This window comes from Microbulbifer sp. YPW16 (assembly GCF_021290385.1).
Classification (GTDB): Bacteria; Pseudomonadota; Gammaproteobacteria; order Pseudomonadales; family Cellvibrionaceae; genus Microbulbifer; species Microbulbifer zhoushanensis.
The window spans coordinates 2,315,514-2,337,216 of record NZ_CP089928.1 but is presented as its reverse complement, the minus strand read 5'-3'; the positions used below and the strand labels follow the sequence as shown (position 1 = coordinate 2,337,216).

The window sequence follows — 21,703 nt, the reverse complement described above, 5'->3', positions numbered from 1 at the left end:
GGTCAGGAACGACGGAAACCAGAACTAAATCGGGTATTAGTGAGTGTACATCAGGCTGCCGCGCCAACGGCCCCGTATTCCGGGGCTACCGTTTCGCCGCCGGGTTGTGCCGGCGTTGCTGGCGTTGTTTGTGTTTTCCCTGCCGCTGGCCGGTTGCGAGACCGCGTCCTATTACACCCAGGCGGCCGTGGGGCAGCTGGGCATCCTCGCCGCACGCGAGCCCCTCGAGCGGGTGATCGACGCCGGTGATACCGATGCCACACTGCAGCAGCGGCTGCGGCTGGTGCAGTCGATCCGCTGGTACGCCAGCGGCGAGCTGGGGCTGCCGGTGGGGGGCGCCTACGGGGACTACGTCAAGCTCGACAGTGACTACCCGCTGTGGAACGTACTGGCGGCGCCGGAGTTCTCCCTGGATCCCAAGCGCTGGTGTTACCCCATTGCCGGCTGCGCCAGCTACCGCGGTTATTTCGACAAGGAAGATGCCGTCGCCAAGGGGAAGCAGCTGAGCAATGAGGGGTATGACGTATACCTGGGCCCGGTGCCCGCCTACAGCACGCTGGGCTGGTTCGACGACCCGGTGCTGTCGAGCTTCGTCAAATGGCCCGAGGATCGCCTGGCGGGGCTGCTGTTCCACGAGCTGGCTCACCGGCGGGTCTATATCGCCAACGATACGAAGTTCAACGAGAGCTTTGCCACTGCCGTCTCCCGCCTGGCACTGCCGGACTGGCGCCGGCGCCAGGGCCTGACCGGCCCGGCCCCGGACCGCACCGCCCAGGCGCAGGCAGTACGCCAGCTGATGACCACCGCCCGCAAACAGCTGGAAGATCTGTACGAGTCGGGCCTGGCCAAGGGCACCATGCGCACCCGCAAGGAGGCCGTGCTGGCGCAGCTGCGTGCCTGCTACCGGGAAATGTCAGCGGACTGGCCCAATCCCGCGCTTTACCAGGCCTATATCGACAAGACCAACAACGCCACCCTGGCGCTGGCGGCGGAATACCAGTCGCGGGTGCCGGCGTTCGAGGAGCTGTACCGGCGCTCCGGCAGCTGGGAGGCGTTCTACGAGGCCACCGAGCGACTGGGCGAGCGGGACAAGGAGGAGCGGGAGCGGGAGCTGGATGCGCTGGACGCCGCCGCTCAGGTCTCCAGCAGGAACGTCACCGGGCCATCGTTCAACAGCGAGACCTGCATGTCGGCGGCGAACACACCGCTGGACACCGGCGCCAACTGGTCGCGGGCCCGCCCGACGAAGTAGTCGTACAGCTCCTCTGCCTGCTGTGGACTGGCACCGCGGCTGAAGCTGGGCCGCAGCCCCTTTGCCGTCTCGGCCACCAGGGTGAACTGGCTTACCACCAGCAGCCCTCCGCCGGCCTGCTGTACGTTCAGGTTCATGCGGCCCTCGTCATCGCCGAATACGCGGTAATGCAACACCTTGTGCAACAGCTTGTCGGCACTGGCCCGGTCATCCCGTCCCTCCACGCCCAGCAACAGCAGCAGGCCGCGATCGATAGCCCCCACCACCTCGCCGCCGACTTCGACTCTCGCATGGCTTACCCGTTGGATCAGGCCCTTCATTGCTCGCTTCTCCTGGTGCTGTGGATCGGGTTGGGGAAATACCATAGATTAAACGACTGCCTGCGCGGGCAAAACCGCAAGCAGGGTATGTGCAAACTTGAAATAGGAGTGTGGTGGCACTGGCCACCCGAATGCTACTGAACGGCAGCGGCGAGTTGCCGGCAATCCTGGAGTGCAAGTGAATAATAAAGAGCAAGGCCTGCATGCCTTTGTCACCGGCGGTACCGGCTTCCTCGGTGCCAACCTGGTCGAACAGTTACTGGCCGATGGCTGGCAGGTGACGGCGATGCATCGGGAAGGCTCTGACACCCGGTTGGTCGAGCGGGCCGGGGTCACACTGGTGCCGGCCGCCCTGGGGGACATCGACTCCCTGCGCGCGGCGGTACCGGCGGGGATCGACGCGCTATTCCATGTGGCCGCCAATACCAATATGTGGCGGGGTGGCAACGCACAGCAATGGCGGGACAATGTGGTGGGGTCGGCCAACATCGCCCGGGTGGCGCGGGAGAAGGGAGTGGGCCGTATGGTGGTGACCAGCTCCATTTCCGCCTATGGCTACCACCGCGAGAAAATCACCGAGGCGAGCCCGCAGCTGGCGGATGACCCGCGCCATCACTACCTGTATACCAAGAAGCGGGCCGAGCAGGTGGTGCGTGAGGAAATCGGTCGTGGACTGGATGCGCTCTTCCTGAACCCCTGCGGTATCGTCGGTAAGTACGACACCAGCAGCTGGGCACAGACTTTCTTCATGATCGCGCAGGACCGGTTGCCGGGGGTGCCGCCGGGTGCGGGTTCCTTCTGCTACGCGGGCGAGGTGGCGCGAGCGCATATCAGCGCCTGGCACCGCGGCCGCTGTGGTGAGAACTATATCCTCGCCGGCACCGATGCGACCTTCCTGGAATTCTTTGGCCAGATTGCGCGGCTGGTGGGCAAGCCGGAACCGCGGCGCACCACACCGGCCCTGGCAATCCGCGCGCTGGCCCGCTGCAACGACTGGGTTTCGCGCATCACCAGGCGCGAGCCGGCGGTGACACCGGAAAAGGCGGCAATGCTGACCCGTCGTGTGGTCGCCAGCAGCGACAGGGCGCGGCGCGAACTGGGCTACACCACTGATGTCGAACTCGGGCAGATGCTGGCCGAGAGTCGCGACTGGCTCGTTGAGCAGGGGCTGCTGCAACTCCAACAAGGGGTAATTTATGAATCGCAATAATATTGTCTTTATCCTGGTGATGACGCTGTTGGTATTGCAGCTGATCCAGCACTACTTCTTCACCGGTGCGCAGTAAATCCATAGATCACGCGTAATTGCAGCGGCGGGCCATGGCCGCGAACCCGCGTTGGCCTGGATTCACAAAACCCGGTCCCGGCAAACGCGCTTTTTTGAGACAGTAGAACCATGCAAGACCAACGCTGTGACTGGTGCCTTTCCACACCCCTGTACCAGAGGTACCACGATGAGGAATGGGGGCGCCCGGTCGTCGATGACCAGCTGCTGTTCGAGTTCCTGATCCTCGAGGGCGCGCAGGCGGGGTTATCCTGGATCACCGTGCTGAACAAGCGGGAGAATTACCGTGCGGCGTTTGACGGTTTCGATGCGGGGAAGATTGCCCGCTATTCCGACAGGAAAATCGAGCAACTGCTGCAGGACCCGGGCATTATCCGCAACCGGCGCAAGGTGGAGGCAGCGGTGAAGAATGCCCGGGCTTACCTGGAGCTGCACGAGTGTGGTACCACCCTGTCGGAATTCCTCTGGCAGTTCACCGATGGGCGTGTGATCGTCAATGATTTTCGCACCCTGGCCGAGGTGCCAGCCACCACGCCGGAGTCCGATGCCATGAGCAGGGCCCTGAAAAAGGCCGGCTTCAGTTTTGTTGGTTCCACCATCATGTACGCCCATATGCAGGCCACGGGTATGGTTAATGATCACCTGCTGGGCTGCCCCGCGCGCCAGCCCTGCCTCGACGAGGCGCGGCGTAAGGGCCTGCTGTAGGCCAGGGGGCATAACGCGGGCGTGCAGTGACTGCACCGATTAACGTATGCTCCTTTTCTTGAATACTTATCCAGGGAGAGACTGATGGACTTCAACGCACTGCTGGAAGAGTACTGGCCGCAGCTGATGGCGCTGGCACTGAATCTCGGCGCGGCGATCCTGATCCTGGTCGCCACCGCGATCGCCGCCCGGCTCGCGCGCCGGGGCGTAAAGCGCCTGAGCGGTAAGCTGGATGCGCTGCTGATCCCCGTGCTCGCCAATATGGCCGCATGGACTGTGTACATTATCGGCCTGCTGATGGTGCTGGGGCGCTTCGGGGTGAATACCACCAGCGTCGTGGCCCTGCTGGGTGCGGCGGGTATCGCCGTCGGCCTGGCGCTCAAGGACACCCTGCAGAATATTGCTGCGGGCTTTATCCTGCTGGGCCTGCGTCCCTTCCGCGTCGGCGACTTTATCCAGTTCGGCGACATCCTGGGCACGGTCAAGGAAGTGGGCCTGTTTACCACCCAGCTGGATACCGTGGACGGCCTGAGTATTTCCGCTCCCAACAGCAATGTCTGGGGCCAGACCCTGACCAACTTCAGCCGCAACGCCACCCGCCGTATCGAGATCATTGCCAGCATCGCCTATGGCGACAGCATCGATAAGGGCATCGAGGTGCTGCGCCGGCTGGTGGCCGAGGAAGAGCGCCTGCTACCGGAACCCGAGCCCGCGTTTGCCGTGCGCGCGCTGGCGGACAGCTCGGTGAATCTGCACATGCGCGCCTGGACACGCACTGAAGAGTACTGGGATGTCTACTGGTCACTGATGGCCAAGCTGAAGCCGGCCCTGGAGGCGGAAGGCCTGTCGATTCCCTTCCCGCAGCGCGAGCTGCATATTGTGAACCAGGTGGCCCGGCAACCGCTGGAGAAGATCGAGCATGAGTGACTGGCTCACCATCGCCCCGCTCGACTGGGGCGGTGTCCTGACCGCCATGCTGTGTGCGGGAGCCATCGGCCTGGAGCGACAGTTGCGCGGTAAACCGGTCGGTATCCGTACCTCGATCCTGATTGTGCTGGGCACCTATGCCTTCACCGCTCTGGCGGTATCACTGGGAGGCGGGCCCGACCGGGCGCGAGTACTGGGGCAGGTCATTACCGGTATCGGTTTCCTCGGCGCCGGCGTGATGCTGGCGCGCGACGGTGTGGTGGTGGGAGTCACCTCCGCGGCCACCATCTGGGTCCAGGCGGCCATAGGCACCCTGATTGGTTTCGGCGCGCCGGGCACTGCGGTGGTCCTGGCCGGGCTGGTGCTGTTCGTGCTCCTCGGGGTGGATATTCTGGAAGAGTATTCGTCCCTGTTTACCCGCGGTGTGCATACCCGCTACCGGCGCTGGCGCCGCCGGCGGACGATCGCCGGTGAGGCCGAACCCGGCGACGGCTGAGCGGAGGGCTCGTCAGCCTGCCGCACGGGGCCGGGAGCCTGCCTGAAAATAACCTGTCCTGCGTCGACTACGATGCCAAAGCATGGCAAAGTATTGGGCGTTTTTCTGTTTAAAAATTAACCGAGGCAAAGAGATGCGAAGCAATCTGAACAGCCCATTTATTCCCAGCCTGCTGGCGCTGGCGATCCTTTCCGGGTGCCAGGGGGAAGACCCGAACCAGGCCGCCGATGCCGCACAACAGGCGCAGAGCGCCCAGGTGTCCGAGGCCGCGGCCCCCGCTGGTGACAAGGCGACCGACCCGGCGGCGGAAACAGCGCGCCTGACCGAGTGGCTGGATGAGCGCTTCGAGGAGGAGCTCCAGTTCAGCCCCATGCAGCTCAGCTACCTGGGCCGCAAGGAACTCTACGACCAGATTGACGATATGAGCCTGGCCGCCAGTGAGCGCGAGCTGGAATGGAAGGCCAAGACCGTCGAGGAGCTGAAGGAAAAGTTCGACTACGACAGCCTGAGCACCGCCGGCAAGGAATCCTACGACCTGTGGATTTTCCAGTACGAGCAGGCCAAGGCCAACAAGCCCTTCTGGAACCACGCCTACTTCGCCAGCGAACTGTACGGCCCCGAGGCCTCCCTGCCCACCTTCCTGATCAACCAGCACAAGGTGGACACGGTCGAGGACATGGATGCCTACATCGCCCGTATCGGCGGTGTCTCCCGTGCCCTGGGCCAGCTGCTGGAGCGCGCCCAGCTCTCCGCCAGCAAGGATATCCGCCCGCCGCAGTTCGCCTACGACCTGGCGATCAAGCGCGCCAACAATGTCATCACCGGCCAGCCCTTCGCTGGCGAGGAAGATGCGCCTCTGTTTGCGGACGCCAAAGGCAAGATCGAGGGCCTGAAAGAAGCCGGCAAGATCGATGGCGAAAAAGCGTCGGCGCTGCTGGACCAGGTGGAAAGCGCCCTGAAAGAAGAGTTCAAGCCATCCTACGATGCCTACATTGCCTGGCTGGAAAAAGACCGCGTTAATGCCGATGAGGAACCGCAGGGTGTTTCCAGCCTGCCCGACGGTGATGCCTACTACAACAACCGCCTGGCCTATTACACCACCCTGCCGCTGACGGCAGACGAGGTACACCAGATCGGCCTGGACGAGGTGGCGCGGATCCGCAAGGAAATGGAGGGAATCAAGGAGCAGGTGAACTTCGACGGCAACCTGCAGGAGTTCTTCACCTTTATCCGCACCGACGACCAGTTCTACTACCCGAACACCGATGAGGGGCGCGAGGGTTACCTGGAAGAGACCCGTGGCTTCCTCGCCGATATCAAGGAGAAACTGCCGGAGTACTTCGGCATCCTGCCCAAGGCGGACCTGGTGGTGAAGCGCGTCGAGCCCTTCCGTGAAGTGCCGGGCGGTGCGCAGCACTACCAATCCGGTACCCCGGACGGCTCGCGCCCGGGTGTTTACTATGTGCACATGGCCGATATGAGCGCGTTGTCCACCACTGACATGGAAACCGTGACCTATCACGAGGGCAGCCCCGGTCACCATATGCAGATCTCCATCGCCCAGGAGCTGGAAGGTATCCCGCAATTCCGCACCCAGGCCCACTTTACCCCGTATATCGAGGGTTGGGCGCTGTATTCCGAGACACTCTCCAAGGAAATGGGCCAGTTCGAGGACCCCTATAAGGACTTCGGCCGCCTGACCGCGGAAATGTGGCGCGCGATTCGCCTGGTGGTGGATACCGGTATGCACTCCAAGGGCTGGAGCCAGGACCAGGCGGTGGAATACTTCCTGGAAAACTCTGCCATCCCGGAAGGTGCGGTGCGCTCCGAAGTGCGCCGCTACCTGACCCTGCCGGGCCAGGCCACTTCCTACAAGATCGGCATGCTGAAGATCCAGGAGCTGCGCGAGAAAGCGAAGCAGGAGCTTGGCGACAAGTTCGATATCCGGGGCTTCCACGACACCGTGCTTGGCGGCGGCGCACTGCCCCTGCCGATGCTGGAAGAGCGTGTGAATCGCTGGATCGAGGAAACCAAGGGCAGCTGATCTTGCCGCCGTTTCCTGTCGTATCGGCAGGGACGGTAACAAAGGATCCAGTTGATCCAGGAGCCGGGCGCTGCCCGGCTTTTTTGTACCCGGCGATTGCCGGCCCGCTTTGTGTTCTTGCGATGGGGGCAGTAGCATCGGGCCAATAGAAAAAGATGACGGTGAGGAGTACACCATGACAGACCTGCTGAACGCGGTGCGGAGACTGGCCCGCACGCTCGCCCTGTGTGGGGCCTTTGCCACAGCCGCCAATGCTGCGGAAGTTGTCGAGGAAAACGTGCAATCAGAGGAGCATGATTTCCGGATCGTGAAACTGGCAGGGGGATTCAAGCATCCCTGGGGTGTCGCACAACTGCCCGACGGACGTTTCCTGGTGACTGAGCGCGGCGGTCGCCTGGCACTGGTGGACGGTGATGAGGTCAGCTACATCGATGGCGTGCCGGAAGTCTCGGCCATGGGCCAGGGTGGCTTACTGGACGTAGTGCTGCACCCAGGATACGGCGACGGTGAGCACGACTGGGTGTACATGACTTTCTCCAAGCCCGGCGACGACGGCACCGCGACCGCGCTGGCCCGTGCGCGGCTGGGTGACGGCGCCCTGGTCGATGTCAAAGAGCTCTTTGTGCAGGACCGCTTCTCTTCCCCGGGCCGCCACTACGGCTCCCGGCTGGCCTGGCGCAAGGATGGCACCCTGTTGATGACCATTGGCGATCGTGGTGTGGACCGCTCCCGCGCTCAGGATATCAATGACCACGCCGGCAGTGTGCTGCGCCTGACCGAGACCGGTGGCGCGCCAGCCGATAACCCCTTTGCCGGGAAGGAAGAAGGCCACGATGAAATCTTCAGCTACGGCAACCGCAACATCCAGGGGCTGGCAGTGGGTGCCGATGGCCGAATCTGGGCCAGCGAGCATGCGGCCCGCACCGGGGACGAGCTGAACCTGATCGAGCCCGGCGTAAACTACGGTTGGCCGGAGGCCACCCGCAGCAAGGAATACAGCTCGAAGGCGCCGATTGGCAAGGCCAGCATGCCCGGCATGCGCGAGGCGCGGCATATCTACAGCGGTCGCTTTGCCCCCTCGGGCCTGGCGGCTGTGGACAGTGATCGTTTCCCCAGGTGGCGCGGCAATCTACTGGCCGGCGGCCTGGGCAGTGAAAAACTGCTGCGTGTGGTGCTGCAGGGTGACGATGTGCAGTCCACCGAGACCCTGATTGAAGGTGATCTGGGCCGTATCCGCGATGTGCGCCAGGGCCGGGATGGCTATATTTACCTGCTGAACGACCTGCCCGATGGCGGCCTCTTTCGTCTCGAGCCGGTAGAGAACTGAGCCCGTGCTGAACCTGGAGAAACTCCCCATGAAGAAAATGGCAAAAATATTCCCGCTGTTTTGTCTCGGGCTGGTATTCCTGCTTGGCGATATTGCCGCCGTGCAGGCGGAGCCGACCGAGGTGGTGGTGCGTGCCCGGGCCAAGGACGCAAAGTTTATTGGCTCGTCGATCGGTGGCGCCTCGGTAAGGATCCGTGATGCCGAGAGCGGCACCATCCTGGCTGAAGGCATAACCAGCGGCAGTACCGGTAATACCGACATCATCATGCGCCAGCCACATTCCCGCTACCAGGAGATAGGCGAAGGGGCCGCGGCCTTCCGCGCCGAACTGGATATCGAGGAGCCGGTATTCGTCACCGTCGAGGTACTGGCGCCCTATATCAAGAAGCAGGCGCGGGTGCTTGCCACCACCCAGACCTGGCTGGTGCCTGGCAAGTCGATTGACGGTGACGGGCTGGTGATCGAGATTCCCGGCATGGTAGTGGACATTCTCAGCCCGCAGACCCATCGCTATACCACCATGGCAGAAGCCCCGTTCGAGATTCGCGCCAATGTGGTAATGATGTGTGGTTGCCCGATTACCGATGGCGGACTCTGGGACGGCAGCAAGATGGAGGTGGCGGCGCTGGTCAAGAAAGACGGCAAGGCCTACCGGACTATTCCGTTGGCGATGACCGATACTGACAATACTTTTGCCGCTTCCCTGGCCCCCGAAGAACCGGGTGTTTACGAATTACGGGTCTATGCATTCGACGAGCGTACCGGTAATACCGGCGTGGACCGGGTGAGCTTTATCGTGCGCGAATAAACCGCACTGCCCACCCGTGTGCAAAAAAGTTTGTGCGCGGGTGGCCCCCCACTATGTTACGGCCCCCACCTCCCTCTTCCGCCAGCAACAGCTTGACAACAAAACGCCGGAACCATTAAGTTTTGCGCCCGCTGAACAGGCACCGTGTTTCCTGCCCTGCGCAATGCAGGGTAATTCACACTGGTGCAGCGAGTCCATCCATGGGACCCGTCACCACCTGGCGGTTGCTGCCCACTGCGGCAGGCCGTTCAGGCCACATTTCCCCGACAAAATACCGCATGGTGTTTGCCCATCCGGGACAATGTGTGCACTGATAGAATTAATCACAGGAGGAAGAATGCCTATGACTGGTGATCTGTACCCTTCGCGCATTGGCGGCAGGGAACAAATCATCCCCCGACAGGATCCGGTGGTTTTCCATAATCAGGCGCCGGATACCAGTAATCCCCTCAATCAGATGCAGCTGGCCCAGTACGAAAAAAACGGTTATCTGGTTTTTCCGGATTTTATGCCCGAAATGGTAGAACCATTGCAGGAAGAAGTGGTGCGAATGCAGCATTCACTGGCGGGGCGTGAAGAGCTTGTGTTTGAACCCCAGGGCAAGGAACTCCGCACAATCTTCAATCCCTGCCGCTTCAGCTCAGTGGCGAACGAATTTTTCCGGCATCCGAAAATACTGCCCATGGTGCAGCAGCTGCTTGGCTCAGATGTCTACTTGATGCAATCGCGGGTTAATAACAAGCCGGCCTATACCGGCAGATCGTTTGCCTGGCACTCGGATTTTGAAACCTGGCACGTGGAGGATGGCATGCCGCGTATGCGGGCACTTACCGCGTGGATCATGCTCAGTGAAAACCACGACCACAACGGCCCACTCTATGTAGTCCCGGGCTCCCACCACCTGTTTATCTCCTGCAGGGGCCGGACCGGCAGGGACAACTATAAAACTTCCCTGCGACAACAGAAACTCGGCGTGCCACAGCCTGATACCATGAATGAAATTCTTCGCGACCGGGAAATTCGCGCCATCACGGGCCGGCCCGGTACGCTGGTGATCCATGAATGCAACCTCCTGCATGGTTCCCCCGACAATATTTCCAGCAATCCGCGACAAGTGATGATGTGCGTCTACAACAGCGTACATAACCGGCCTCGCGCGCCATTTGGTGGGCAGGAACCGCGCCCGGACTTTCTCAGTAACCGGGACACGGCGCCGGTGAACCTCGCTGCCTGATCCCGGACAGGCCACAAACGGGTCGATAGTAAAAAGCTAAACTGCCTTACATCGGCCCGCTGGGCAGAAGGGAAGGTTACCGAAATGGATGAGCCGGGCAGACAAGCCCTGCGGCGCCAGCATCGCCCAGAAAATATCGCCCGGCGATTGCGCGAGCCCTCGCGCCCGCCAACACTCGGGGATTTTGTGCTGGGCGCTATCGACGGGTGCGTCACTACCTTTGCGATTGTATCCGGCGCCTATGGCGCCGGCTTCCCTTCAATCGTGGTGATAATCATGGGCTTTGCCAACCTGCTGGCGGACGGCTTCAGTATGGCGGTCAGCAACTATGAGGCGATACAGGCGCAGCTCGACCACGAATTTGCCATTCGCCGCACGGAAGAGCGGCATATAGACCTGGTGCCGGAGGGGGAGCGCGAGGAAATTCGCCAGATCTTCGCCGCCAAGGGTTTTCGCGATGCGACACTTGAGGAAATCGTGTCCACGATCTGTCGCGACCGGAAGCTGTGGGTGGAAACCATGTTGACCGAGGAACATGGCATCAGCCCGACGCGGGCCAGCCCATTGCGTTCTTCCATTGTCACCTTTTTCGCATTCCTGCTGGTTGGTGCCGTGCCGCTGGTGCCCTTTCTTTTGCCCGGGTTGGCAGAACCAGTGCGGTTTTACCTGAGTGCCGGGCTGTCAGGACTCGCTTTTTTTGCCGTGGGCGTGGGCAAGGGCTTCGTCAATGGTAGTTCGCTGCTGAGCGCCGGGGGGCGCACGCTACTGCTTGGGGGCAGCGCGGCACTGCTGGCGTTCCTGGTTGGTTATTTACTCAATAAGTTCACCTCTGGCTCATAATTTACGGCAGCGCCAAGTTGTGGGTTTACGGGGGCCATGCAAATCCGGATTAGCGGCCATGCATTGTTTCGTTGAAACTGGAAACCCGCTCACAAATTCCCTCCATTGCAGGAATCCGGTTAATCTGCCATTCGATGCTCCCCCGTAGACAAGCCCGCACCACTTGATATGCCAGAGCAAGTGATGCACCGAAACCAGATCAGGGGAGCAACCAAATGCGTAAGAATATTTTGTTTAGTGCAATGCTGGGCTGTGCGTTTTCCACCGCGGCCATGGCGGAAGGGATCTATATCAGCGGTAATATCGGCTACAACGACCTGGACGATATAGACACTGCCGGCGCTTTTTCCAGTGACTTTACCACCGGTGCAGGCACCAATATTCCGGTGGGCACCCCCCTGCCGGCCGGTACCGGCGTGAACTGGGATACCAGTGTCGACAGCGGTACCGCGATCTCCTTTGCTGTAGGTTATGGAATCGACCAGTGGCGTTTCGAGGCCGAGTACTCCATGGCCGACAACGATATTGACTCCCACGGGAGTGTTTCTGCTGCGGGTATTCCACTGGACGGGGAAGATGCAGCGGTGCTGATCAGTGGTCGGCAGGACAACCTGGGTGTCACCGTCGCTGACCTGGTGGCAGCAGGTGAAGGGGAAATCAGTGCGGATTACCTGTTCGTAAATGCCTATTACGATTTCGACCTCGGCACCGCGTTGACGCCATATATTGGTGCCGGTATCGGTAACGCAATGATTGATGTGGACTACAGCCCCTCCGGCGTCAGCATCATCGAGGACGACGACAGTGTGCTTGCCTACCAGTTTATGGGCGGTGCGAGCCTGGCCGTGAGCGAACAACTGGAAGTATTCGGTGGCCTGCGCTGGCGCCAGACTGATGACCTGTCCGTGAATGCAAGCCTGTTCCCGGCCGAGTTTGAAATTGGCGCTGACAGTTTCCTCGCCGAAGTTGGCACCCGCTGGCAGTTCTGACCAGGAAACAGACCGGTACGATGTTGCGGGCGTCACGGCTGGCAGGAATTCAACTGCCGCTCGTGGCGCCCGTTTTTAATTAGTGAGTGTTGCATTCCTCCTGTCGTTGAAAATCAGGTCTATCGTGAGAGAAGCGGGAGAGTATTTCCCCCGTGAGTGCTGTGGATCAGTTTTGAACCGGCATGGCGCGTTAACCAGAATCGCGCTGAAAGTCTGCAGGTTTTTAAACGGCACTTATCGCTGGACAGAGGTCCGCCGGTCGTGCGTCCACGTAAATATTCCAGGCGAATATGCAATTACAGGATGTAATTATGATCAGCAAGAAGCTAGCTATGACAGCACTGGCGGCAGCCCTCGCTTCCGTCTCCGCACATGCCGAAGATTTCTATATCAGTGGTTCGGTAAGCTGGAATGACATGGATGATATCGATACCGATGGCCGCTTTACCGGTGACTTTGTCACCGGAGAGGGGGTGGCGATTCCATCCGGTGTGGTCATTCCGCGCGGCACCCGGCTGCGCTGGGATACGGATATCGACAGCAGCTGGGGTGTCCAGCTGGCCGCCGGTTGGCGCATGCGCGAGTGGCGCTTTGAAGTGGAGTACGCCTGGGCCGAACACGACGTGGAGTCCCACAAAAATGTGCGTGTTGGCGGTGCAAATATCGACGGAGTGGATGCCGCTGTGCTCCTGACCGGACAGCTTGAGCCACTCGGTGTCACTGTGGGTGAGCTCGTCGATGGCGGCCAGGGTGATGTCAGTACCGACTTTGTGTTCTTCAACGCGTATTACGACTTCGATACCGGGACGCAGTGGCAGCCCTACCTCGGTGCGGGCCTGGGCAATGCCTGGGTGGACGTGGACTACAAACCCTCGGACGTGCGTATCGTCGATGATGACGATAGTGTCTTCGCCTGGCAGCTAATGGGTGGCATCAATTACCTGTGCACCGATGAGCTTACCTATTTTGGCGGTTTGCGCTGGCGTGAAACGGACGACGCCGAGGTTCGCTCGCGTTTGTTGCCGGCTGATTTCGATATCGATACCGAGAGCCTGATTGTCGAGATCGGCGCGCGCTGGCACTTCTGAGTACTAACGTCTGACAGGGCGACCGCGGGTATGCGGGGACACCCGCGCGTCGCTGTTTCAGGCGACTACCACCTGGTTGCGACCCGCGTGCTTGGCGCGATAAAGGCGCGCATCGGCCTCGGCCAGCAGCTCAGTCTGGTTCTGTGTGCCATCACTGGACGCAGCGACGCCGAAACTCATGGACAGGCGCGCGGGCGGTTCGTACTGGTGGCCCAGCGCCTCCACCTTCTGGCGGAGCTTCTCCGCCAGCACGGAAGCGCCGCTGGTGCCTGTATTGGGAAGCAGCACCAGGAATTCCTCGCCCCCCCAGCGCGCCACCAGGTCGCCGGAACGGGTATTACCCTTCAGCACTGCCGCCACGTCTTTCAATACACGGTCGCCGAAGTTATGGCCGCGACTGTCATTGAGTGCCTTGAAGTGGTCCAGGTCGCCGATCAATATGGCGTGTACACCCAGCGCCTGGCCGGCCCGTTCCAGTTCCTGGAGAACCCGGTAGGCCTCGCGCCGGTTGGCGAGACCGGTAAGCGCATCGGTGGCGGCGTGGTTCTCGAGTTCCACGGTGAGGGTATTGAGCAGTTTCTGCGCCTCGTCCCGGCTGCTGTCCAGTAGCGCAGTCAGTGCGGTCAGGGCACCGAACACGGCAATAAAGCGGGCGCGATAGGCGACGTCATACTCTGCTGCCAGCCCGGGGAAATCCGGATAGAAGAGCACCAGAGCCGTGGCGGCGCCCACCGCCATAAGCACCAGGGTGCCAAGGCGGTAACCGAACAGGTTGATAAAACCCGGCACCAGCATTACTGCCCACATCAGGCCGGTATTGTTGACGCCGCCGGAAAGCAGCAGGTAGAAGTACAGGACCAGTAACAGGCAGGTGACCAGGACCGGTGTCTTGCTGCTGGGGTTCACCAGGTTGATGGCGATATAGGTAGCGAGGATCAGTGCCGTCACACCAAGCAGGGTCAGGGACTGCAGCAGTGCGCCGTCCGTGAGCGCCAGTACCGCCATGGCGGCAGTGATGGCGAGCGAGAAGATCAGCATATAGCCGGAGGCCTGCACCCGCCGGCGCAGGTCGAGTTCCATAGACCTGGCGGCGGGATTGTGTGCGGTGCTGTCCTGATGCCCTGAACCCATTGGGAATTCCTGTGTAACGGGCCTCAAAACTCCTGTGGGCCCGCTGACTCCGGCATGGCCCGGATGTCTTAAAGTGATCGTTGTTGCGCCGCCGTTGCAGGATACCCCGGGATCCGGCGGCGTGGTGCGCATGGCGCAAATCTAAATATTTAGATAAACCGCCGAGTATATTGTGATTTTTTGCGCCGCCAAAGCCCGGCTATAGTTTTAACAGCAACTTGACTGCGGAATTGTGCACTTTTGGAACCCTTGAGACTGACTTGTGGAAATATCCTGACTTTGCGTGCCGGGGCCCTGGTCTGCCCGGCTCACAAGCACCTGATACCCGGGCGCGGGCTGTCGGCACAGGTATACGAGCGCGGCGGTGAGCCGCTGCGGGATGCCTGTGTGCATGTCGCTGAGTGCGGGGTGGGCGAGGCGCGCATGTCTCGCGCATACAACCTGCCGGTGAAATACCTGTTGCACACGGTGACACCACAGTGGAGTAGTGGCGACCAGTGGGGTGCCCGGGCGCTGGTCGAGTTACGCCAGTGCTATCACAGTGTGCTGGACCTGGCGCGACAGGGAAAAATAGATACGTTGCTGTTTCCCGCCCTGGGGGCGGGCACCAATCGCTTTCCGCACAGTATCGCCGCGCACCAGGCACTGGAAGTGCTGCACCCGCGGGCGCATGAATTTAGCCAGATTACGGTTTGCCTCCACACCCCTGCGGCACTGGCTGAATGGCAGCAGGTGGAGCGCAGGTTCTTTACACCGTCATGACCGCAGTGGTGGCCGCTACCTGCAGCCAGTCCATGCGGGGCCCCGGATTTAGCGGACAGGCGGGCCTGCGGCCTGGCGGGAGAGCGGAAACGAAAAAGGCGGGCCAGTGGCCCGCCTTTCTCTTTGCACTCTGAAGTTAACGAGTGCTTACTTCTTGGCGCGCTTGCGCATGTTTTCCTGCAGGATCTTCTTGCGCAGGCGCAGGTGGTTCGGGGTCACCTCCACCAGCTCATCGTCCTCGATAAACTCCAGTGCCTGTTCCAGCGTGTGGCGGATCGGCGGGGTCAGGGTCAGGGCCTCGTCCGTACCGGCGGCGCGCACGTTGGTCAGCTGCTTGGCCTTGGTGGGGTTTACCACCAGGTCATTGTTGCGGGAGTGAATACCCACTATCTGGCCTTCGTAGATATCCTCACCGTGGCCCAGGAACAGGCGGCCGCGGTCCTGCAGTGTGTACAGGGCGTAGGCCAGGGTCTTGCCCTTGACCATTGAGACCATCACACCGTTGATGCGCTTGCCCACGTCACCCATTTTCACCGGGCCGTAGTGGTCGAAGATGCTGGTCATGATGCCGGAGCCGCTGGTCATGGTCAGGAACTGTGAGCGGAAGCCGATCATGCCGCGGGACGGCACGATAAAGGTCAGGCGCACACGGCCCTTGCCATCGGGCTCCATGTTCTTGAGCTCTGCCTTGCGCAGGCCCAGCTCTTCCATCACCGCACCCTGGTGCTGCTCCTCGACGTCGGCCACCACCTCCTCGTAGGGCTCCTGGATCTCGCCGTCGACTTCTTTCTGTACCACTTCCGGGCGGGATACGCCCAGCTCAAAACCTTCCCGGCGCATGGTCTCGATCAGCACCGACAGGTGCAGTTCGCCGCGGCCGGACACCTTGAATTTTTCCGGGGAATCGCCCTGCTCCACGCGCAGCGCCACGTTGTGGATCAGCTCCTGTTCCAGGCGCTCCTTGATATTGCGCGAGGTGACGAACTTGCCGTCCTGGCCGGCAAACGGCGAGTCGTTCACCTGGAAGGTCATACTCACGGTGGGCTCGTCGACGGACAGCGCCGGCAGGGCCTCGGGGTTTTCCGGGTTGCACAGGGTATCGGAGATGTTCAGTTCGCCCACACCGGTGATGCAGACGATGTCACCGGCGCTGGCCTGCTCCACTTCCACGCGCTCCAGGCCCAGGTAGCCCATCACCTGCAGTACCTTGGCCTTGCGCTGGTTGCCCTCGCGGTCCAGCACCACTACCTGCTGGTTGGGCTTGAGGGTGCCGCGGGTGATACGGCCCACGCCGATCACGCCCACATAGCTGTTGTAGTCCAGTGCGGACACTTGCATCTGGAACGGGCCTTTCTCGTCGACTTTCGGCGCTTCGACCTTGTCCACGATCATCTGGAACAGCGGCGTCATGTCGTCGGCCATGTCGGTGTCGTCCAGGCCGGCGATGCCGTTCAGGGCGGAGGCGTAGACCACCGGGAAGTCCAGCTGCTCATCGGTGGCGCCGAGGCTGTCGAACAGGTCGAACACCTGGTCCATCACCCAGTCGGGGCGCGCGCCGGGGCGGTCGATCTTGTTGATCACCACGATCGGGTTGAGGCCCTGCTCGAAGGCCTTCTGGGTCACGAAACGGGTCTGCGGCATGGGGCCGTCCACGGCATCCACCAGCAACAGCACGCTATCCACCATGGACAGGACGCGCTCCACCTCGCCGCCGAAGTCGGCGTGCCCGGGGGTGTCGACGATGTTGATGCGGTAGTCGTGCCAGCGGATGGCGGTGTTCTTGGCCAGGATGGTGATGCCGCGCTCACGCTCCTGGTCGTTGGAGTCCATTACGCGTTCCGCGCCCTCGTCGCGGCGGTCCAGGGTGCCGGACTGCTGCAGCAGCTTGTCCACCAGGGTGGTCTTGCCGTGGTCTACGTGGGCGATGATCGCAATATTGCGCAGGTTGTCTATCACTATGAACCTCTGAGGGGTAAAGCGCGCAGTCCCCTGACTGTCGCGTCAAATGTATCGGGGCGGGGGCTGACGGGCAGCGGCTCTCCGGCCAAAGGCGGCGATTATAGTGGCCAAGCGTGACAACTGCGAGCTGCTTTTGCATAAAAAGTGGTCAATTTTGGCCGGTCTGGCCCGGGAATGCCCCGCTCTGTGGCCAGGGCGGGGTCTTGGAGGGGGAGAAGCGGCTTGCCTCAGTCGGGCCGGTGGGGGATATGCGGGCGCAGCACGCCCACATTGCGATAGCCGGCGTCCAGCAGGTGGGAGGCATGCAGGCGGCTCATCACGCCGCGGCTGCAGTACAGCAGGTACTGCTTTTGCGGGTCCAGTCCGGCGAACGCACTGTTCAGGCGGTAGAAGGGAATGGTCTCCACGTCGCTGCCCTCTATCTCCAGCGGGTCCACTTCCTCCTCGTCCGGGTGGCGGATATCGATGACCACCGCGTCGCCGGGCTCGGCGAGGATCTCAACCTCCGGCGCGCCTTCGGTCACATCCTCCATGACCTTGTCGATGTTCTGCAGCACACGCTCGTCGATGGCGCGGTCGAGGACACTGAAATCGAAGTGGCCCTCTTCCTCCTCCACCCGCGACAGCTTGGCCCGGGTGGTGGGCTTGACCGAGATGACCCCGCAATACTCGGGCATATTGGCCGCAAACTCCTCGGTGCCGATCTCCCGCGCGGTGCGGATGATGTCGCCCTTGTCGCTGGTGATCAGTGGGCGCAGCACCAGGGTGTCGGTGACACTGTCGATCACTTTCAGGTTCTTGAGGGTCTGGCTGGATACCTGGGCAATGGCCTCACCGGTCACCACCGCGTCTACCTTCAGCTCGTTGGCGATGGCCGTGGCGGCGCGCAGCATCATGCGCTTGAGGATCACGCCCATATGGGAGTCGTCCACATTCTGCAGTATCTCGGCTACCACCTCGTCGAAGGGCACGGTGATGAACTTTACCCGGTGCGATGAGCTGTAGCGGTTCCACAGGTAGTAGGCCACTTCCTTGACGCCCAGTTCGTGGTCGCGCCCCCCAAGGTTGAAGAACAGGAAGTGGGTGCGGATGCCGCGTTTCATGGTCAGGTAGCTGGACACGGTGGAGTCGAAGCCACCGGAAACCAGCGACAGGACCGGGTCCTGGGTACCCATGGGGAAGCCGCCCAGGCCGGCGTGCTGTTGCTCCACCACGTTGAGCTTGTCGTGGCGGATCTCCAGGCGCACGGTGATATCCGGGTCCTTCAGCTTGACCCCGGCGGCCCCGGTGTTCTTGTTCAGGCCGCCACCCACGTACTGCTCTACATCCAGGGACTGGAAGTCGTGCTTGCCGCTGCGCTTGACCCGCACACAGAAAGTCTTGCCGTCCAGCTTGTCGCCCCACACGGACAGGGTCTTCTCATAGATGTCGTGGAAATCACCAAGGGGGTACTGGCGCACCCGGGCGAAGTTGGCGATACCGGGGGTGTGTGCCAGTACCTCCTCGATGCGGTCCGCCAGGTGCGAGACGGCATCCGGTGCAATCACCTCTATCTTTTCCCAGTCCTTCAGCACCTTGATGCGGTCATCGAGCCGATGCAGCATGATGCGCAGGTTGTCCTTGAGCTGCCGCGACATGCGCTTGCGCACCGGGTTGCTCTTGATGGTGATCTCGGGGAAGAACTTGACGACAAAGTGCATGATGAGTTGTTGACCGGGTACCGCAGGTTGATGATGAGCACGGAATTATAAACAGTCTGGCTGTAAATTCACCGGGCCGGGGAGCAGTTGGGGGTGACTGGCGCAATGTTGAATATTGTGCTGCACTGAATTTGTGCGCCAGGGTCCCAATTCGTGCCATTTTGGTGCGCAGATTGGTGGCCGGCGCGCCAGTTTGCGTCTATTTTGCTCAGGGCGGCGCCCAATCCGTGCCCTGGACCCCGGTGCCCGTGGCTCCGGCCCAATTGCCCCAATTTGGCACACTCCTTGCTTCAGTACTGACCACGAACAGTACGCCGTCGCTAAAGAGTCGAGCCTCACCAAGGGTTAACGTTCAGCGACCTACAAACTTTCAAGACCTGGAGGACAGCAATGTCAGCGAATACGCTCGGTTTGATTAAAGAGAGTGAAGCCAAATGGGTAGACCTGCGCTTTACCGATTCCAAGGGTAAGGAGCAGCACGTCTCCCTGCCGACTTCCGAAGTCGACGGCGAGTTCTTCGAAGAGGGCAAGATGTTCGACGGCTCCTCCATCGCCGGCTGGAAAGGCATCAACGAGTCCGACATGATCCTGATGCCGGATGACGAGGCCTCTTTCCTGGACCCGTTCACCGATGAGCCCACTGTGATCGTGCGCTGCAACATCGTCGAGCCGTCCACCGGCCAGGGTTACGAGCGCGACCCGCGTTCCATCGCCCTGCGCGCCGAGGAATACCTGAAGTCCACTGGCCTGGGCGACACCGCGCTGTTCGGCCCGGAGCCCGAGTTCTTCGTATTCGACGACATCACCTGGGGTGCCGAGATGGGCGGTGCCTTCTACAAGATCAACTCCGAGGAAGCGGCCTGGTCCTCCAGCATGCCGCACCCGGAAGGCAATATCGGCCACCGCCCGGGCGTCAAGGGCGGTTACTTCCCGGTACCGCCGGTCGACTCACTGCACGACGTGCGTGCCGCCATGTGTTCCGCCATGGAGCAGATGGGCCTGCACGTTGAAGTGCACCACCACGAAGTGGGTACCGCTGGCCAGTGTGAAATCGGCGTTGGCGCCAACACCCTGACCAAGAAGGCGGACGAGGTGCAGATCCTCAAGTACGCGGTGCACAATGTTGCGCACGCCTACGGCAAGACTGCCACCTTCATGCCCAAGCCGCTGGTAGGCGACAACGGTTCCGGCATGCACATCCACATGTCCTTCAGCAAGGACGGCGTGAACCAGTTTGCCGGTGACGGCTATTCCGGCCTGTCCGAGACCGCCCTGTACTACATCGGTGGTGTCATTAAGCATGCGCGCGCCATCAACGCGTTCGCCAACGCCTCGACCAACTCCTACAAGCGCCTGGTACCGGGCTTCGAGGCGCCGGTGATCCTGGCTTACTCCGCGCGCAACCGCTCTGCGTCCATCCGCATTCCGTACGTTGCCTCCCCGAAAGGCAAGCGCATCGAGGCCCGCTTCCCGGACCCGACCGCCAACCCGTACCTGGTGTTCGCCGCCATGCTGATGGCCGGCCTGGACGGCATCAAGAACAAGATCCACCCCGGCGACCCGGCTGACAAGGACCTGTACGACCTGCCGGCGGAAGAAGTGGCCGAGTACCCGACCGTTGCCTCCAGCCTGGAAATGGCCCTGGATGCCCTGGACGCGGACCGCGCCTTCCTGACCGAGGGCGGCGTATTCTCCGACGACGCCATCGATGCCTACATCGAGCTGAAGCGTGAGGAAGTGGAGCGCCTGAACATGACCACTCACCCGGTCGAGTTCGACATGTACTACTCCGTATAGGCGCCCTCACGCAATCCGCGTGTCAAGAAAGCCCGTACCGTCTGGTACGGGCTTTTTTATTGGGGGTAAACTAGCCTTCACCTAATGAAGCCCCGCCATTTTGCGGGCATGCCGGAGGCAGGAGTGCCAATGCGCAGATACCACACCATCACCGGCGCTGTCGTCGCAACCTTTGCCGCAGCGGCCCTCATGTTCGCCACTGCCGGGGCGCTGGCGGGCGGTTCGGGGGAAGATGACGCCAGCGACGGCAAGGCGATCTACAAGACCGTGGGCCCGGATGGTAAGGTGACCTTCACCGATGTACCGCCGGAAGACGGCAAGGCGGAACGTATCAGGCTGGCTCCCACCAACGTGCAGCCGATCGTGCGGCCGCGCCCCATGCCCACGCGCAAGCTGTCACCCAATGACCGGCGCGAACGCGACAGGCCCCTGGGCCCTATCAACTTCGCCATCGTCAGTCCCCAGAGTGGCGCCACCATTCCCCCGGGACAGCGCTTGATCGTCTTGCGGGTGGCCATCGACCCGGCGCCTCCCGGCGGTTACCGCTTTTTCGCCGTAGTCGACGGCCGGCCGTGGCAGGGCAGTTCCAGTGGCAACAGCCTGGATATCTCCGCACTGGAGCGGGGCACTCACGATATCCAGGCCGTGCTTACCGATCCCGACGGCCAGGTGCTGGCGCGCTCCCAGCCCATCACCATCTTCGTCAAGCGCCCGGGCGGCACCCTGCCGGACAACCCCTCCCCGCAGGCGGTGCCCGCGCCCCAGGCACCCACGGCGCCGGGCGTGCCCCAGTCAACCAGCCAGTCCCGGCGCTCCCGCAACTGAAGGCGGCCCGCTTTCTCCCGCCCGGCTGACCGGGCGGGCGCACTTCCACACCAAAATGATGCGCCTGCACTGGCGTTTTTTTGATCTATGCACCACAATGGTGCGCTCGGGGGCTGGCTATTGCCTGCCTGCCCCCGGAACTCACCGCACTCACTATCGTGCGCCATTTTGGTTTGCTTCTTGCACTGTCTTAAACAGTGCTGGCGGGCACCGC

General features: G+C 61.7%; 19 protein-coding genes. 15 read left to right on the top strand and 4 right to left on the bottom strand.

Translation table 11 applies throughout. From position 1 onward, the window contains the following. Nucleotides 1–43 precede the first annotated feature (43 nt). Nucleotides 44–1,252: an aminopeptidase gene (locus LVE68_RS09905; protein ID WP_232940108.1), complete on the top strand. Its 1,209-nt coding sequence runs from the start codon at nucleotides 44–46 to the stop codon at nucleotides 1,250–1,252. Here the strand turns inward: LVE68_RS09905 and dtd are convergent. Continuing rightward, a complete protein-coding gene (dtd, locus tag LVE68_RS09900; RefSeq protein WP_232940107.1) occupies nucleotides 1,135–1,572 on the bottom strand; it encodes a D-aminoacyl-tRNA deacylase in 438 nt (145 codons plus the stop codon). The genes LVE68_RS09905 and dtd overlap by 118 nt on opposite strands. A 178-nt stretch (nucleotides 1,573–1,750) precedes the next feature. Here dtd and LVE68_RS09895 point away from each other — a divergent pair, with 178 nt between their 5' ends. The 11 genes from LVE68_RS09895 (at nucleotide 1,751) to LVE68_RS09845 (ending at nucleotide 13,315) form a co-directional block, all read left to right on the top strand. Further along, a complete protein-coding gene (locus LVE68_RS09895) occupies nucleotides 1,751–2,782 on the top strand; it encodes an SDR family oxidoreductase (RefSeq protein WP_232940106.1) in 1,032 nt (343 codons plus the stop codon). A gap of 186 nt (nucleotides 2,783–2,968) precedes the next feature. Further along, nucleotides 2,969–3,562 (top strand): DNA-3-methyladenine glycosylase I, encoded by a 594-nt coding sequence (locus LVE68_RS09890; protein WP_232940105.1) that lies wholly within the window; start codon nucleotides 2,969–2,971, stop codon nucleotides 3,560–3,562. 84 nt (nucleotides 3,563–3,646) lie between these two features. Beyond that, nucleotides 3,647–4,489 carry a mechanosensitive ion channel family protein gene (locus LVE68_RS09885; protein ID WP_232940104.1) on the top strand — a complete coding sequence of 281 codons (843 nt, stop codon included), beginning with the start codon at nucleotides 3,647–3,649 and terminating at the stop codon, nucleotides 4,487–4,489. Beyond that, nucleotides 4,482–4,985 carry an MgtC/SapB family protein gene (locus tag LVE68_RS09880; protein WP_232940103.1) on the top strand — a complete coding sequence of 168 codons (504 nt, stop codon included), beginning with the start codon at nucleotides 4,482–4,484 and terminating at the stop codon, nucleotides 4,983–4,985. The genes LVE68_RS09885 and LVE68_RS09880 overlap by 8 nt, the downstream gene beginning before the upstream one ends. Nucleotides 4,986–5,118: 133 nt before the next feature. Further along, the gene (locus LVE68_RS09875; protein WP_232940102.1) at nucleotides 5,119–7,029 is read left to right on the top strand and encodes a DUF885 domain-containing protein; all 1,911 of its coding nucleotides are present in this window, start codon (nucleotides 5,119–5,121) and stop codon (nucleotides 7,027–7,029) included. A gap of 175 nt (nucleotides 7,030–7,204) precedes the next feature. After that, the gene (locus tag LVE68_RS09870) at nucleotides 7,205–8,356 is read left to right on the top strand and encodes a PQQ-dependent sugar dehydrogenase (RefSeq protein WP_232940101.1); all 1,152 of its coding nucleotides are present in this window, start codon (nucleotides 7,205–7,207) and stop codon (nucleotides 8,354–8,356) included. A 28-nt stretch (nucleotides 8,357–8,384) separates the two neighbouring features. Next, nucleotides 8,385–9,164, top strand: coding sequence for a hypothetical protein (locus LVE68_RS09865; protein WP_232940100.1), 780 nt, complete (start codon nucleotides 8,385–8,387; stop codon nucleotides 9,162–9,164). Nucleotides 9,165–9,465: 301 nt separating this feature from the next. After that, entirely contained in the window at nucleotides 9,466–10,398 is a 933-nt protein-coding gene (locus LVE68_RS09860; RefSeq protein WP_232940098.1) for a phytanoyl-CoA dioxygenase family protein, read from the top strand. An 84-nt stretch (nucleotides 10,399–10,482) separates the two neighbouring features. After that, nucleotides 10,483–11,238, top strand: coding sequence for a VIT1/CCC1 transporter family protein (locus tag LVE68_RS09855; RefSeq protein WP_232940096.1), 756 nt, complete (start codon nucleotides 10,483–10,485; stop codon nucleotides 11,236–11,238). A gap of 215 nt (nucleotides 11,239–11,453) precedes the next feature. Beyond that, nucleotides 11,454–12,227 (top strand): outer membrane beta-barrel protein, encoded by a 774-nt coding sequence (locus LVE68_RS09850; RefSeq protein ID WP_232940094.1) that lies wholly within the window; start codon nucleotides 11,454–11,456, stop codon nucleotides 12,225–12,227. Between the two features lie 311 nt (nucleotides 12,228–12,538). Then, nucleotides 12,539–13,315 carry an outer membrane protein gene (locus tag LVE68_RS09845; protein ID WP_232940092.1) on the top strand — a complete coding sequence of 259 codons (777 nt, stop codon included), beginning with the start codon at nucleotides 12,539–12,541 and terminating at the stop codon, nucleotides 13,313–13,315. Nucleotides 13,316–13,372: 57 nt separating this feature from the next. Here LVE68_RS09845 and LVE68_RS09840 read toward each other — a convergent pair whose 3' ends face one another. Next, complete coding sequence (locus tag LVE68_RS09840) at nucleotides 13,373–14,446, bottom strand: GGDEF domain-containing protein (RefSeq protein WP_232940091.1); 1,074 nt, start codon at nucleotides 14,444–14,446, stop codon at nucleotides 13,373–13,375. Between the two features lie 240 nt (nucleotides 14,447–14,686). Here LVE68_RS09840 and LVE68_RS09835 point away from each other — a divergent pair, with 240 nt between their 5' ends. Further along, on the top strand, nucleotides 14,687–15,208 hold the full coding sequence (locus tag LVE68_RS09835) for a macro domain-containing protein (RefSeq protein WP_232940090.1): 522 nt from the start codon (nucleotides 14,687–14,689) through the stop codon (nucleotides 15,206–15,208). Between the two features lie 147 nt (nucleotides 15,209–15,355). On the opposite strand, the gene typA is transcribed toward LVE68_RS09835, so the two are convergent. Together typA and thiI are read right to left on the bottom strand one after the other, a co-directional pair. Next, a complete protein-coding gene (gene typA, locus LVE68_RS09830; RefSeq protein WP_232940089.1) occupies nucleotides 15,356–17,164 on the bottom strand; it encodes a translational GTPase TypA in 1,809 nt (602 codons plus the stop codon). Nucleotides 17,165–17,394: 230 nt separating this feature from the next. Beyond that, nucleotides 17,395–18,867, bottom strand: a complete 1,473-nt coding sequence (gene thiI / locus LVE68_RS09825) for a tRNA uracil 4-sulfurtransferase ThiI (RefSeq protein WP_232940088.1) — start codon at nucleotides 18,865–18,867, stop codon at nucleotides 17,395–17,397. Nucleotides 18,868–19,257: 390 nt separating this feature from the next. Between thiI and glnA the strand changes: the two genes are divergently transcribed. Both glnA and LVE68_RS09815 read left to right on the top strand, forming a co-directional pair. Beyond that, a complete protein-coding gene (gene glnA, locus LVE68_RS09820; RefSeq protein WP_232940087.1) occupies nucleotides 19,258–20,664 on the top strand; it encodes a glutamate--ammonia ligase in 1,407 nt (468 codons plus the stop codon). A gap of 129 nt (nucleotides 20,665–20,793) precedes the next feature. Continuing rightward, nucleotides 20,794–21,489 carry a DUF4124 domain-containing protein gene (locus LVE68_RS09815; protein ID WP_232940086.1) on the top strand — a complete coding sequence of 232 codons (696 nt, stop codon included), beginning with the start codon at nucleotides 20,794–20,796 and terminating at the stop codon, nucleotides 21,487–21,489. Nucleotides 21,490–21,703 lie beyond the last annotated feature (214 nt).

Bases quoted from the DNA above. Each gene is read 5' to 3' on its own strand.
- LVE68_RS09870 (WP_232940101.1), top strand. From the start codon at position 7,205: ATGACAGACCTGCTGAACGCGGTGCGGAGACTGGCCCGCACGCTCGCC.
- thiI (WP_232940088.1), bottom strand. From the start codon at position 18,867: ATGCACTTTGTCGTCAAGTTCTTCCCCGAGATCACCATCAAGAGCAAC.
- LVE68_RS09860 (WP_232940098.1), top strand. From the start codon at position 9,466: ATGTGTGCACTGATAGAATTAATCACAGGAGGAAGAATGCCTATGACT.
- dtd (WP_232940107.1), bottom strand. From the start codon at position 1,572: ATGAAGGGCCTGATCCAACGGGTAAGCCATGCGAGAGTCGAAGTCGGC.
- LVE68_RS09815 (WP_232940086.1), top strand. From the start codon at position 20,794: ATGCGCAGATACCACACCATCACCGGCGCTGTCGTCGCAACCTTTGCC.
- LVE68_RS09875 (WP_232940102.1), top strand. From the start codon at position 5,119: ATGCGAAGCAATCTGAACAGCCCATTTATTCCCAGCCTGCTGGCGCTG.
- LVE68_RS09880 (WP_232940103.1), top strand. From the start codon at position 4,482: ATGAGTGACTGGCTCACCATCGCCCCGCTCGACTGGGGCGGTGTCCTG.
- LVE68_RS09885 (WP_232940104.1), top strand. From the start codon at position 3,647: ATGGACTTCAACGCACTGCTGGAAGAGTACTGGCCGCAGCTGATGGCG.
- LVE68_RS09845 (WP_232940092.1), top strand. From the start codon at position 12,539: ATGATCAGCAAGAAGCTAGCTATGACAGCACTGGCGGCAGCCCTCGCT.
- LVE68_RS09890 (WP_232940105.1), top strand. From the start codon at position 2,969: ATGCAAGACCAACGCTGTGACTGGTGCCTTTCCACACCCCTGTACCAG.
- LVE68_RS09850 (WP_232940094.1), top strand. From the start codon at position 11,454: ATGCGTAAGAATATTTTGTTTAGTGCAATGCTGGGCTGTGCGTTTTCC.
- glnA (WP_232940087.1), top strand. From the start codon at position 19,258: ATGTCAGCGAATACGCTCGGTTTGATTAAAGAGAGTGAAGCCAAATGG.
- LVE68_RS09840 (WP_232940091.1), bottom strand. From the start codon at position 14,446: ATGGGTTCAGGGCATCAGGACAGCACCGCACACAATCCCGCCGCCAGG.
- LVE68_RS09855 (WP_232940096.1), top strand. From the start codon at position 10,483: ATGGATGAGCCGGGCAGACAAGCCCTGCGGCGCCAGCATCGCCCAGAA.
- LVE68_RS09865 (WP_232940100.1), top strand. From the start codon at position 8,385: ATGAAGAAAATGGCAAAAATATTCCCGCTGTTTTGTCTCGGGCTGGTA.